The organism is Breznakibacter xylanolyticus, from assembly GCF_003254275.1.
Taxonomy (GTDB): domain Bacteria; phylum Bacteroidota; class Bacteroidia; order Bacteroidales; family Marinilabiliaceae; genus Breznakibacter; species Breznakibacter xylanolyticus.
The window spans coordinates 1-13,454 of the sequence record NZ_QKZK01000056.1 but is presented as its reverse complement, the minus strand read 5'-3'; the positions used below and the strand labels follow the sequence as shown (position 1 = coordinate 13,454).

The 13,454-nt window shown below is 48.9% G+C and carries 11 protein-coding genes; 8 read left to right on the top strand and 3 right to left on the bottom strand.

Annotation, left to right across the window (positions count from 1 at the left end; translation table 11 throughout):
• The first annotated feature begins 1,761 nt into the window (after positions 1 to 1,761).
• The 8 genes from LX69_RS16780 (at position 1,762) to pdxA (ending at position 9,651) form a co-directional block, all read left to right on the top strand.
• Positions 1,762 to 2,649 (top strand): M23 family metallopeptidase, encoded by an 888-nt coding sequence (locus LX69_RS16780; protein WP_111447187.1) that lies wholly within the window; start codon positions 1,762 to 1,764, stop codon positions 2,647 to 2,649.
• A 46-nt stretch (positions 2,650 to 2,695) separates the two neighbouring features.
• Complete coding sequence (locus LX69_RS16775) at positions 2,696 to 3,850, top strand: 1-deoxy-D-xylulose-5-phosphate reductoisomerase (protein WP_111447186.1); 1,155 nt, start codon at positions 2,696 to 2,698, stop codon at positions 3,848 to 3,850.
• Between the two features lie 29 nt (positions 3,851 to 3,879).
• Positions 3,880 to 5,202, top strand: a complete 1,323-nt coding sequence (gene rseP, locus LX69_RS16770) for an RIP metalloprotease RseP (RefSeq protein ID WP_111447185.1) — start codon at positions 3,880 to 3,882, stop codon at positions 5,200 to 5,202.
• A gap of 42 nt (positions 5,203 to 5,244) precedes the next feature.
• Entirely contained in the window at positions 5,245 to 5,430 is a 186-nt protein-coding gene (tatA, locus tag LX69_RS16765; RefSeq protein WP_394336330.1) for a twin-arginine translocase TatA/TatE family subunit, read from the top strand.
• Positions 5,431 to 5,502: 72 nt separating this feature from the next.
• Positions 5,503 to 6,528 (top strand): DUF4837 family protein, encoded by a 1,026-nt coding sequence (locus tag LX69_RS16760; protein ID WP_111447183.1) that lies wholly within the window; start codon positions 5,503 to 5,505, stop codon positions 6,526 to 6,528.
• Positions 6,529 to 6,537: 9 nt separating this feature from the next.
• A complete protein-coding gene (locus LX69_RS16755) occupies positions 6,538 to 6,951 on the top strand; it encodes a hypothetical protein (RefSeq protein WP_111447182.1) in 414 nt (137 codons plus the stop codon).
• On the top strand, positions 6,941 to 8,365 hold the full coding sequence (locus tag LX69_RS16750; RefSeq protein ID WP_221621408.1) for a leucyl aminopeptidase family protein: 1,425 nt from the start codon (positions 6,941 to 6,943) through the stop codon (positions 8,363 to 8,365). The genes LX69_RS16755 and LX69_RS16750 overlap by 11 nt, the downstream gene beginning before the upstream one ends.
• A gap of 188 nt (positions 8,366 to 8,553) precedes the next feature.
• A complete protein-coding gene (gene pdxA / locus LX69_RS16745) occupies positions 8,554 to 9,651 on the top strand; it encodes a 4-hydroxythreonine-4-phosphate dehydrogenase PdxA (RefSeq protein ID WP_111447181.1) in 1,098 nt (365 codons plus the stop codon).
• 441 nt (positions 9,652 to 10,092) lie between these two features.
• Here the strand turns inward: pdxA and LX69_RS16740 are convergent, their stop codons facing one another.
• From LX69_RS16740 to LX69_RS16730, 3 genes are all read right to left on the bottom strand, one after another.
• Positions 10,093 to 10,722, bottom strand: coding sequence for a porin family protein (locus LX69_RS16740; protein WP_111447180.1), 630 nt, complete (start codon positions 10,720 to 10,722; stop codon positions 10,093 to 10,095).
• A gap of 361 nt (positions 10,723 to 11,083) precedes the next feature.
• Positions 11,084 to 12,394 (bottom strand): carboxypeptidase-like regulatory domain-containing protein, encoded by a 1,311-nt coding sequence (locus tag LX69_RS16735; RefSeq protein WP_111447179.1) that lies wholly within the window; start codon positions 12,392 to 12,394, stop codon positions 11,084 to 11,086.
• Complete coding sequence (locus LX69_RS16730; protein ID WP_111447178.1) at positions 12,391 to 12,972, bottom strand: RNA polymerase sigma factor; 582 nt, start codon at positions 12,970 to 12,972, stop codon at positions 12,391 to 12,393. The genes LX69_RS16735 and LX69_RS16730 overlap by 4 nt, the downstream gene beginning before the upstream one ends.
• Positions 12,973 to 13,454 lie beyond the last annotated feature (482 nt).

Genomic DNA, 13,454 nt, shown 5'->3' with positions numbered 1-13,454 from the left:
CTCTCGTTCGAGCGCCGTGACCGTTTTTGCGGCTGCAAAGATAAAGGATTTATTTTCTAACTTCCAAATCTTTTTTCAAAGTTTTTTCGGTCGGCGTTTTTCAGTGTTTTGTCACCATATTCGGCCTTTTCATCATCCCTTGTCGGCAGGCTTCCCGTTGAAAGCGGGTGCAAAATAACGTCATTGATTTGAGAATTCCAAATCCTCTTCCCAAAAAAATGCAATCACCTTTGGCAAGATACATACAACTCAACATGATGTCAATACTTTAAATCTTGATTTTTTTTTTCAAAAACGTTGCTCTGTCAGCTAAAGCCACTAGATATACAGCCAATGTAGGGTTGGAAATTATATACTACACCATTGAGAATGCGACACAAATCATCTCAAGGAAAGAGAAAAGAGATATAGGCACCCGCATAACGAACAATTTATCAAGTTGCTATTCAATGTCGTTAAGTTAAGCCCCAATGGGACACCAGCAATAGAGCAGGGCAAAGCCCTGCTTAAATGTAAAAAGCAAACTCAAACCCTCGAAAGGGCGTAAGCTTACGCCCTTTCGGCTTAACTAAACGACATTAAGTTGCTATTATACAATCACTATAACTCCCAATATTGAGGAACTACTATAAATCAATGTCGTTTAGTTAAGAAAATAAGATGTCAGACAAAGAGACAGATGATGAGATGAAAACAGATGTATAGATCCGTTCTCTTCGTCTCTTCAGTCTAATCTATCTGTCTTTAGTCTAATCATCTTCTTTTCTCTTCGGTGAATCGCACTAACTTAACGACATTGTACTATAAATATTCATTATCTGAATCACACTGAGCTTCTTCTCCTCACCGAACTCATCTTATCTCACTGCAACTCAGTGTCAGTTCTGAGTCCTTTACGCCAAGGAAGATGAGCAAATGCGAAGTGATCTCCTTTTTAGATTTGAATACAGGCATACCATCATAACCCGAAAAAAACTGTGCCCCAGTGCCTCTAATATGCTATAGAACTGTATGTTGACATTAATAAATCACTACATCCCCAATATTGAGGAACTACTATAAATACTCATTAACTGAGTCACACTGAGTTTCTTCTCCTCACCGGTTCTCATCTTATCTCACTGCTACTCAGTGTCAGTTCTGAGTCCTTTACGCCAGGGAAGATGAGCAAATGCGAAGTGATCTCCTTTTTAGATTTGAATACAGGCATACCATCATAACCCGAAAAAAACTGTGCCCCAGTGCCTCTAATATGCAATAGAACTGTATGTTGACATTAATAAATCACTACATCCCCAATATTGAGGAACTACTATAAATACTCATTAACTGAGTCACACTGAGTTTCTTCTCCTCACCGAACTCATCTTATCTCACTGCAACTCAGTGTCAGTTCTGAGTCCTTTACGCCAAAGAAGATGAGCAAACGCGAAGTGATCTTCTTTTTAGATTTGAATACAGGCATACGGTTTCTCAAACTCTCATCAAATCCTGAAAAAAATCTGTGCCCCTGTGTCTCTAACATCTTAGATCAACAACGCAGCACTGATAAATGACATTAAAAGATTAACCGTTGTCGAACAGGCGCATTTATACTCTTTAATCATGCCTTAACCGAGGTGAAAACACATCTGTATTCACAGACATCACAACACGACAAGGCTTTTACTTGCCTCACACCCTACTTCTCAACAACAAAATACCCCAATGCCATATTATTTTATAAATTTGTCGGGCAAATAAATCTTTGACCGTAATCTGATGTCCCGAAAATCAACAATAGAAAGAACCCGACAAAAGCTCATGCAGCGGCTTCGGTTCAAATACAAACTGGTATTCTTAAACGAGCAGACCTACGAAGAAGTGTTTATGCTTCGCATGAGTCGCTTAAACGTTTTTACTTATCTGATAAGCGCATCCATGGCCATCATTTTTTTGGTGACCATCATCATTGCATTTACCCCTCTCAGAGAATACATTCCGGGGTATCCTACTGGTGCAGAACGACGCCTGATGATTCGCAACACTCAGCGTCTCGACTCATTGGTCATGGAGGTCAATAAACGCGACAACCTGCTCAAAAATATCCGAACCATTCTTAGCGGTAACGTCATCAATGACCGCGACACCTCTTCATCTGTCGGCATTTCTCAATCTTCAAAAGACATCCATTTTTCCAAATCGGCTGAAGACTCCATCTTTAGAGCTCAAATTGAAGAAGAAGAAAAATACAACCTGGGCATTGCCAAACACGCTCCGGCACCTCTCCAACTGGAACACACCTTTTTTCATTGCCCGCTGAAAGGCATGATCACAAATGGGTTTGGTGACAGCCACGACCATTACGGCGTTGACATTGTGGCCACGCCCGGAAGCCGGGTGGCGGCCGTGCTCGACGGGACGGTCGTATTCACCGGCTGGACCATCGAAACCGGATATGTCATCCAAATACAACACGACAACAACCTCATCTCTTTCTATAAACACAACAGCAAACTACTTAAAAATACCGGAAATACGGTTAAAGCCGGGGAAGCCATTGCCCACGTGGGTAACAGTGGCGAGCAAACCACCGGACCGCACCTCCATTTTGAACTGTGGTCTAAAGGATCGCCCATTAATCCCGAAGATTATATCTCTTTCAAATAAGCCCTTTGCGGCATCACTTAAGGATTTCTCTAAACTGTTTCGTTGCTTGAAAAAGAAAATTGCTATTCTAGGTTCCACCGGGTCCATTGGCAAACAAACGCTTGATGTCATTGCCTCCCATCCCGACCATTTTGATGTTGAAGTCCTTACAGCCAATAACAGCGCTGACGAGTTGATACAACAGGCGATCACCTACGCGCCAAACGCGGTGGTGATTGGTAACGAAGATAAATACCTCTACATCAAAGAGGCTTTGAAAAATGAGCCAATAAAAGTTTACGCCGGCTCAAAAGCCATTGCCGAGGTCGTGCAAATGGGCACTGTCGATATGGTGCTCACGGCCATGGTCGGATTTGCCGGCCTCGAACCCACCATACGCGCCATCGAAGCAGGTAAACACATTGCCCTGGCCAACAAAGAGACATTGGTGGTGGCTGGTGACCTCATCAGCCGATTGGCCATCGACAAAAAAGTCGGAATCCTACCCGTCGACTCGGAACATTCGGCCATCTTCCAATGTTTAACCGGTGAAATGCTCAATCCAATTCACAAAATATTACTGACCGCCTCGGGCGGACCATTCCGCGGAAAGGATGCTGCTTTTCTGGCCAACGTGACCAAACAACAAGCGTTGAACCACCCTAACTGGAAGATGGGCGACAAAATCACCATCGACTCGGCTTCGCTCATGAACAAGGGACTCGAGGCCATTGAAGCCCGTTGGCTCTTTAACGTAAAACCGTCGCAAATTGAAGTGGTGGTGCATCCACAATCCATTATCCACTCCATGGTGGAGTTTGAAGACGGAAGCATTAAAGCACAAATGGGACTCCCCGACATGAGGCTGCCCATTCAATATGCCCTCTCGTACCCGCAACGCCTGCATGGCAATTATCCGAGGTTTCGTTTCACCGACTACCCGCAACTCACCTTCGAGCAAGCCGATGTCAACGTATTCCGAAACCTGCAACTGGCTTTTGATGCCATGAACACCGGAGGAAACATGCCTTGCATTCTCAACGCTGCCAACGAAGTGGCCGTAGATGCGTTCCTAAACGAAAAGGCGGGTTTCGCGCAAATGTCTGACATCATCGCCAACACCATGGCAAAAGTCGCTTTTGTTCCCGCCCCGGGTTACGACGACTACATGGCCACCGACCGTGAAGCCCGTCGGATTGCCCAAACTTTCATTCGCAATTAACTATAGTTACATATCTCAAAATCATTTTAATGGAGATTTTAATCAAAGCCGGACAGTTAATTCTGAGCCTGTCCATCCTGGTCATCCTACACGAATTCGGACACTTCTTCTTCGCGCGTCTGTTTAAAACTCGTGTCGAAAAATTTTATCTCTTCTTTGATCCCTGGTTCTCGCTCTTTAAATATAAAAAAGGCGATACCGAATATGGCATTGGTTGGCTCCCATTGGGCGGATACGTCAAGATTTCGGGCATGATTGACGAATCTATGGACAAAGAACAGATGAAACAACCTGCCCAGGAGTGGGAATTCCGTTCTAAACCGGCCTGGCAACGCTTGCTTATCATGATTGGCGGCGTATCGGTGAACTTCATCACAGCCATTGTCATTTACTGGATGCTGCTGTACTCCTTTGGACAACAGTACATCCCCGCTTCCGAAGCCAAATGGGGTTTCCATTACGCCACTCAAATGCACGAACTGGGCATTGAGGACGGCGACATCGTGGTGAAGGCCGACTCTGTCTCCATCAACACGCCCATCGACATCACCCATGCCATCTTGCTCGATGAGGCCAAAACACTATCGGTACGCAGGGGCGATTCTCTCTTCTCGGTCATCATTCCGGCAGACTTCAAGGACCGCATGCTGCGCGAAAAAATAAAAATGCTGGCCGAGCTGCAAATCCCATTCGTGGTCGACTCGGTGATTCCCGGCATGAACGCCGCCAAAGCCGGCATCCAAAAGGGCGACAGCATTGTGGCGCTCAACGGACAACCGTCTGGTTTCTTTCACCAATTTGCCAAACTCACAAGCGAAAACCGCGACAGCATGGTCACCATCACCGTGGTGCGCGACACAGCCCGGGTCGATATCCCCTGCATGGTCAACGCCGACGGAAAGGTGGGAATGGGCAACCGGGCCATTACGTCGTTCTTTAAAGTGGAAACCATTAATTACTCCCTGTGGAAAGCCCTCCCGGCAGGCATCAGCCAGGGCGTGGAAATACTGGTGAACTACGTGCGACAACTCAAACTCATTTTCTCAAAAGAAGGCGTGAAACAAATCGGGGGATTCGGCACCATTGGAAGCCTCTTCTCGCCTCACTGGGACTGGGCTTCGTTTTGGAACATGACCGCGTTGCTTTCGATCATTCTCGCCTTTATGAACATCTTGCCCATCCCCGCGCTCGATGGTGGTCACGTGCTGTTTTTGCTGTACGAAATCATCACCCGACGCAAACCCAGCGATAAGTTCCTCGAATATGCACAAACCGTGGGCATGATTCTTCTGCTGGGATTGCTCCTTTATGCCAACGGGAACGACATTTTCAAATGGATTTTTAACCATTAAACCAAAAAATCCCTACTTTTAGGTTTCTGTAAAACGATGCTTATGAATTTGTTTCTGATATCAATGCCCGGAGGTGGCGAATGGGTCATCATCATCCTTATTGTGCTCCTCCTGTTTGGCGGTCGTAAGATACCCGAACTGATGAAAGGCCTGGGACAAGGTCTGCGGGAATTTAAAAAAGCGAAGGATAGCAACCCCGATGAGACTCCGGAAACCGACAAAAAATAATATTTGACAGAAGGCTGCCTCCGGGTAGCCTTTCGTTCATTCATCTACCAACCATCAAAAAAACACACCATTATGACGCAATCTGTGACCATGCCCTCATTACGTTATCCGGCAATTGCGCTGTTGTTCGCAGCACTGCTGATGAACGCCTGCAAATCCGACCCGGTGAAACGCTCCCCGCAAGGAACCACCGGCGACATGCTCATCGTGATGGACGATACCATCAAAGCCTCTCCGGCCGGCCAACTGCTTCAGGAGTTTATGACTCAACCCATGCTGGGACTACCCCAGGAAGAAACCCTTTTTACACTCTCGGTGGCGCCTCACCGAGTTTTCGGCGACCAAATGAAGGCCTCGCGAAACATCGTGGTGGTGGAGCAAAACAATGCCAACTTTCGCGACACCATCATCTATCACCGCGACTATTGGGCTTCAAACCAGGCTGTGGTCAACATTTACGGAGCCAACTCGACCAAGATGCACGACATGATTAAAAACGCCGAGATCAAGCTCCTCAGTTATTTCCTCAAAAGCGAACGCGATCGCAGCATCGCCCACATGAAGAAATACCCTCACCACGCCATCGTCGATCAAATTAAAACCACTTGGGGTAAATCACTCGTCATTCCCAACAGTTTTAAGGAGCGCAAAATGACACCCGACTTCACATGGGTATCGCACGAAACGGACATCACCAGCTTGGGAATATTTATTTACCAATTTGACTGGGTGGGCGATGGTACGTTTTCAAAAGAGTATCTGCTCAACAAACGCGACTCCATTCTGCAAAAGAACGTCCCGGGCCCCGAAGCCGGCTCGTACATGGGTACAGAATTTCAGTTCCCCATCATCTACAAGCAGTTTACACTCAACAACGAAAAAGTGGCCGAGATCCGTGGCCTATGGAAAGTGGTGGGCGATATGATGGGAGGCCCATTCATCAGCCATGCCCATTACGACCCCACAACCAACAAGGTCACCGTCACCGAAGGATATGTTTACTCTCCGGAGAAACCCAACAAACGTAACTTCATCTGGCAGGCCGAAGCCATCCTATACACCTATGCCCCGGCAAACAAACAATTGAGCAATCCATAAACCCACACCATGAACTATCCCGCGTTAGGACGCGACGACATCATCCGGGCTTCGAGACGCGAAGCCATCATTCAGGAAACGGCAGCCCAAATCATCAAGGACTTTGCCGAGTTCAGCCTCGACATCGTCTTTTCGGGCAACTCGAATTCGTTTTATGATGAGCTGTACCAACAAATGCGCGACCATGTGGCCAACCTGATGCAGGAAAGCCCATCGCTCTTCCAGGCCTTGCTGTACCGAATCGACATCCGACAAAAGGACATCGACATGTACCACCGCCAAATGCCAAATGCCATTTACGCCGATGTGATGACCGAGCTCATCATTCACCGCGAAATCAAAAAAGTGCTCGTGCGCGATTACTTCCGCACTCACGGCACCTCTTCCACACAACCCGCTGACAATACTGACGATGAAGATTAACATGACGCAAAACCCCGGGAACCACCGCGTGGTGATCATTCCCGGCACCGAGGAACTCTCCAATTTAGGGCTCTCCGACGACGAACTCACCTACCTCAAAGGGAAACTGACCGACACCACTCCCCTGGCATCGGTGCACCGAAACACACACATGTTGTTTGTGCGACTGGCCGGCACAACCCCTCCCGATGACCCTACCCTGGAAAAACTCCGCAACGACGGTCATGCCATCTGCAAAAAAACGGAGGAAGAAAAGTGGAATGCAATCTCGGTCATCGACTTTTGCAACCATCCCGAAGCAACACTCGCCCTTACTGAAGGCATCCTGTGGGGCACTTACCGTTTTGACAAATACAAAACGCCCCCAAAAGAAGCTCCGGTACTGCTCAACACCATCCTGGTGAAATCGGGTAACATTGACCAGGCCAAACTCGAGGAATTGCTGGCCATCCACGAATCGGTGTCGCTGGCGCGTGACCTGGTGAACGAAATTCCGGCGCACCTCACCGCACAACAACTGGCCGACGAAGCTGCGCAGGCCGCTCAACGCTATGGATTCGTTTGCAAGACCCTCGACAAACAGGAAATCGACATTCTGGGAATGGGTGGACTGCTGGCCGTCAATCGAGGCAGCGTCAACCCTCCCACCTTCTCCATTCTGGAGTGGCGCCCCGAAAACCCCATCAACGAACACCCCATCATCCTGGTGGGTAAAGGCATTGTGTACGACACAGGCGGCATCAACCTCAAAACCATGCCCGGTAGCCTCGACGACATGAAATGCGACATGGGCGGCGCCGCTGCCGTGATTGGTGCCATGTGCGCCATCAGCCGAAACCGCTTGCCGGTGCAGGTCATCGGCCTCATCCCGGCCACCGACAACCGCCCCGGCTTCAACGCCTACGTCCCCGGCGATGTCCTCACCATGCACAACGGTGCCACCGTGGAGGTGATGAACACCGATGCCGAAGGACGACTCATCCTGGCCGACGCCCTCAGCTTTGCCAAACAGTACAATCCACAACTGGTCATCGACCTGGCCACCCTCACCGGCAGCGCCGTCATGGCCATTGGGGCTTACGGAACCGTATGCATGGGAACGGCCGACGACGACACATTCACGCATCTGGAACAAACCGGAATGAGAGTGGGCGAACGACTGGCCAGGTTCCCCTTTTGGGAGGACTATGACGAACTCCTCAAATCGGAGGTCGCCGACATGAAAAACATTGGCGGACGCGAAGCCGGCGCCATCACCGCCGGGAAATTCCTCGCGCGCTTCACCGACTATCCCTGGGTGCACCTCGACATTGCCGGCCCCGCTTTCCTCAACAAACCCATGGGTTATCGAAGCACCGGTGCCACAGGCGTGGGCGTGAGACTGCTATATGCCTTTCTGAAAAGCAAATCATGATCTTAACACAACCCCGCCCTTTAGGCCGGGGTTAGCTGCTGAACCCAACCCGGTCTTCAGGCCGGGGTTAGTTCGTCCATACACCCATATCATTTCTTATCTAAATAGAACTGGAGGGTTTCCCCCATCTTTTTTTATCTTTGGATGCCTAAAACATCAGGCACCTGTTCATATAAACATCCAACAACATGAATGACGAAAAAATCATCGTCGGCATTACCCACGGCGACATCAACGGAATCGGTTACGAAGTGATTCTCAAAGCCCTCGAAGATCCCCGCATCTGCGAGATATGTACCCCCGTGATATACGGTTCATCCAAAGTGGCGGCCTACCACCGTAAGGCCATGGAACTTCCCCCCTATCAGCTCAACAGCATCAAGGGCGTGGAAGAGGCGCACAGCAAACGCGTCAACATCATCAACTGCGTGGACGATGAAATACGCGTGGAGTTGGGAAAACCCACCCCCATGAGTGGCAAAGCCGCCTTCGATGCCCTCAAGGTGGCTGTCGAAGATCTCAAAGCAGGAAAAATACATCTGCTGGTGACGGCTCCCATCAACAAAAAAGCCATTCAAAGCGACGAATTCAACTTCCCGGGGCATACCGAATACCTCGAAACATCGGTCAACAACGGCAAAAGCCTCATGCTCATGGTGAGTAACATCATGAAAGTGGGCGTGGTGACCGGGCATGTGCCCCTCAAAGAAGTATCGGAGCGCATCACCGTCAATGCCATCATGGACAAACTGCGCGTGCTCAACAAAACCCTGCTGACCGACTTTGCCATTCGACGCCCGCGCATTGCCGTGCTGGGACTTAACCCACACGCCGGCGACGACGGCCTGCTGGGCATGGAAGAAAAAGAAGTCATCATCCCGGCCATCGAAAAGGCCAAGCAGGAAGGCATCATGGCCATGGGACCCTACGCCGCCGACGGCCTGTTTGGTTCCGGACAACTCGAAAAATTTGACGCCATCCTGGCCATGTATCACGACCAGGGACTGGCTCCCTTTAAAACCATCGCCTTTGCCGACGGAGTGAACTTCACCGCCGGACTTCCCGTGGTACGCACATCGCCCGACCATGGCACCGCTTACGAAATAGCAGGACAAAACAAGGCCGACCACCAGTCGTTCCTCAGCGCCCTTTATCTGGGTCTCGACGTGGTGAAAAACCGCCGCATCCATGCTGAAATTTCCAAAAACCCCCTCAAGTCGGCCAACAAAGACATCTACGATGGCAAAGACGTGTCGGTGAAAGACTTGGGGGGCGACGAAGAATAGTCCCCATTACTCATCAATCCCTTGCACTATCAAGGTTGAATAACAATAGACAAAAAAAGGCGCTCCTCCGGGAAGCGCCTTTTTTATAGATAAATAATCCACTCTTTATTTTACTCGGAAAAGTATTTTCCTCTCAAAACATCCATCTTACCAGAACTATAATCAAAAGACTTTCAACATTCAAAAATTAGCGAAATTCGTGGATAAATGATTTCTACTATATAACCTTTTGAGTATTATCTGCTTTTTTATACAAACACAGGTAAATCGTATCTCAAACGCACAACACAACTTAAAAAAAACTCTGTGACTACTATATAACTCTTTTGAGTTATTTGCTTTGTTATTTAAACGCAATGCGTTAAAAATTAACTCAGCGCCTTTGCGCCTCAGCGTTTAATTTTACTCTGTGTTCACTGAAAACTCCGAGTGGAGTTACTCTTACAACCCGAAAATCCGATAAGTCAACGCCAAGGTGAACATGTTGCTTTTCCGATCGAAGGTTACATCATCGGTACCCTCAGCCACATTGTTCAAGCCCCACTCATAACGGGCATCCACCCCAATTTTCCAAACTTCCACACCGCCGCCAAGCTGATAGCCCCAGTTGGAACTTTTGGCGCTCTCTTTATAGCTCTGGTTCAACAACACTGATGTGTTGCTCGACAAGATAGACACCACGGGCCCGGTCACGGCATAAACCCGCAACAGTTTCAGGTCGATGAGGGAGAAATGCGCCAATAACGGGATGTTCCAACTGTTGATGTCAATTTCTTGAGTCTCAGTTCCGGTAGCAAAAGTATATGTCGCCTCCCCCTTCTTTTTGGCATAATAGAGCTCAGGCTGCAGCGATAAATCGCCAAAGAGCTTCACACGGGCAAATGCCCCCACCAGGTAACCATTCCCCGCATCATCCTTGATGCCACTCACAGTCGGAATCGACAGATTGTCGGTGGTGAACTGGGTAGAACTGTAACCCGCTTTCAAACCAAAAGCCAGGCGCTGCGCTTGCAACGATGCGACAGAAGCCAGCATGGCAACGGCCGCCAGGATAAACATCTTTTTCTTCATTTCAATTCAATATTAATAGTTACGAATCAATGTCGCTGCGTGAAGAGAAAAAGATGTCAGACAAAGAGACAGATGATGAGATGAAAACAGATGTATCGATCCGTTCTCTTCGTCTCTTAAGTCTAATCTATCTGTCTTTAGTCTAATCATCTTCTTTTCTCTTCTGTGAATCGCACTAACTCAACGACATTGAGTGACGATTTCATGTCGCTGAGTTCGTTGCATTCGGATAAAAACCTGAAAAACCAGATATGAAGTCTTTCTTCATCTCTTCATCCGTCTCATCGTCTGACGTCTTAATATCTTTATGACACGACTATTACTGACGAATAGGTACACGGCCCAAACATAAACCATGCCACTATCTGGCAGGATAAAACGTCAGCTTTATTTTTTGCTCATCCTCCACAGCCACGCCGTCGCGGGTGGCAGGTTTCCAAAGGGGCAACTCACGCAACACCCGCTCAACCTCGGCACGATAGGCTTCGTCGGGCGACTTTTGCACCTCTTTCACGGTCACCTGTCCGGTGGATGAGAGGGTCAACACCACCCAAAGCGTCACTTTTTTGCCGGTGCCGACTGAAGGATAAACCAGATTCGTCTCAATTTGTTCGACGTAACGATCCATGGGTATGGGAGGCACGGCGGGCACAAATACATCGGCCTCGGCTTCGACCTTGTTCAATGACTGTGACGAAAACAACGATTTTTTACGTTGTGAACCATAGCCCGCCACCACTACCTCATCGAGCGCCAAGAGCGAAGGCGACAACTGCACCTCGTTGTCGTGCTGATTGGTCAGCACTGCTTCCTTGGTTTCATACCCGATGAACGAGAGCAGCACCTGTGCTGAATCTTTGTCGTCAATCGGGGGCAGCACAAACTCCCCATCCATATTGGTAATGGTGCCCTGTGAGGAACCCTTGATGACCACTGCCACGCCGGGAATGGGCAAGCCCTGCTCGTCGAACACCTGACCGATGATGGGACGAACTTCCTGAATCACGGGCGACGAAGGAATCGTGCGACGAATCCCACCATTTTGACTGTTAAAGGTCTTGAAACTTTCATTCTGTTGCACCCGAACCTTCTCAATCAGCGCTTGCAGTTCTGCATCCATCTCCAGATCCTCATCCACAACCACATCCAGTTCAATCACATCGTCATGCATGGGCGACAAGTTCTTGGCGATTTGTTTCATGGTCACGGGCTTTTCGGACTTGGCGACCACTTCGCGCGACAAGTCCAACTCCTCGTCATGCAACTCGGGCACCTCGGCCGGGTCGAGCACGATGGGGGCCACGGAATCGACACGAATGGCCACAGGCGGACGGTTGTCGGCCAACTGAGGCTGTCGGGTCACCCGTACCACCATCCAGAACAACAACGAAGGGATGGCCAGCAACAACAACACGCCGGCAGCTTTGAGCAACAAGGGCATCCATCGCGATGCCTTACGCGAACGCAAACGCTGGCGAAGGTCGTGTACATCAAAGGCCAGCTCCTCGTCTTGGAGCGACGACAACCCCTGTCGGGCATCCTCGTCGAAACGACGCTCGGCATCGGCGGCATCGTCATCCGATGGCATCTCATGCCCCGCAAACGGATTCTCGTCCATGTCGCGCAGCAAGCGATGCAACCCCTTTTGATGATTAGATCCCGTTGATGTCATAATGCTTTTTTTTCCATGCAGATTTTCAGGTTCCGCTTCCCGTTTTGGATATAACTTTTCACTTTGCCGGTTTCGAGCGTGGTGGAATCGGCGATTTGCTGATAACTCAGTTCCTCAAAATAAAACAACTCGATGCACTCCCGCTGATGGTCGTTGAGGCGGGTCATGCAATCGCGCAGCGCCTCACTCAGCACATGAGCATCGTGCTGCTGATAAAGATGCCGTGAAACGTCGTTTTCCACATCGGCATGCATCCTGTCGCCCCACCGCTGCTCCCGAATACGAGCCGACTTACGACTGCGCAGTTCCATCAGGCACAGGTTTTTGGTCACCACATACAACCAGGGCTTAAAGGCATTGACCGTCACGTGAGGCAACTCGGCCACCATCTTCTCAAACACCCGCATAACCATCTCCTTGGCCGCATCGCGCTCGCGCAGATATTTGAGACACACCCCGTACACCGGTTGCATGTAGCGTTCAAACAAATCACCGGCCAGCTCCACATTGCCCGTTTGGGCAAAGGATTCGGCCAACGATTCGTCGGTGACAGATGGTTCAAGATGGAGTCGTGGCATGAAAACGGGGATATTCTTTTGTGATGTAAGTAAGTAGCAAGATGCAAGACATAAGTAGCAAGACTCAAGTATCAAGATGTAAGACTAAAAAGGTTTGCACTCTTTAAACTTCCGTTCTCTTAAACTCTTACACTTTTAAACTTTTACACTCTTACACTTTCCTCACTTAGGCACTTTGTTTCTTAAGACGCCAAATTTAGGGATTTCCATTCATAAATATTAACAATAGCCCCCTAAATCCCCCAAAGGGAGACTTTGGGTGGGTTGGGTCATATTGACAGACGGTTCATTTGCATGCTTGCACCTGTGCAAATCAACTGGCTAAAGCAAACAAATTATTCGTGAGGATAGTCATTCTAATGAAGGGATGGTGAAACTCAGAGTCTCCGGTAGTGTTCATCAAACTGTGTCTGTCATTTTTTTTCCTTTGAGAGGATTAACACCTGCCCCATAGGATATTTTCGTTAGGATGGCAAGGGTGG

Bases quoted from the DNA above. Each gene is read 5' to 3' on its own strand.
- LX69_RS16780 (WP_111447187.1), top strand. From the start codon at position 1,762: ATGTCCCGAAAATCAACAATAGAAAGAACCCGACAAAAGCTCATGCAG.
- rseP (WP_111447185.1), top strand. From the start codon at position 3,880: ATGGAGATTTTAATCAAAGCCGGACAGTTAATTCTGAGCCTGTCCATC.
- tatA (WP_394336330.1), top strand. From the start codon at position 5,245: ATGAATTTGTTTCTGATATCAATGCCCGGAGGTGGCGAATGGGTCATC.
- LX69_RS16760 (WP_111447183.1), top strand. From the start codon at position 5,503: ATGACGCAATCTGTGACCATGCCCTCATTACGTTATCCGGCAATTGCG.
- LX69_RS16755 (WP_111447182.1), top strand. From the start codon at position 6,538: ATGAACTATCCCGCGTTAGGACGCGACGACATCATCCGGGCTTCGAGA.
- LX69_RS16750 (WP_221621408.1), top strand. From the start codon at position 6,941: ATGAAGATTAACATGACGCAAAACCCCGGGAACCACCGCGTGGTGATC.
- pdxA (WP_111447181.1), top strand. From the start codon at position 8,554: ATGAATGACGAAAAAATCATCGTCGGCATTACCCACGGCGACATCAAC.
- LX69_RS16740 (WP_111447180.1), bottom strand. From the start codon at position 10,722: ATGAAGAAAAAGATGTTTATCCTGGCGGCCGTTGCCATGCTGGCTTCT.
- LX69_RS16735 (WP_111447179.1), bottom strand. From the start codon at position 12,394: ATGACATCAACGGGATCTAATCATCAAAAGGGGTTGCATCGCTTGCTG.
- LX69_RS16730 (WP_111447178.1), bottom strand. From the start codon at position 12,972: ATGCCACGACTCCATCTTGAACCATCTGTCACCGACGAATCGTTGGCC.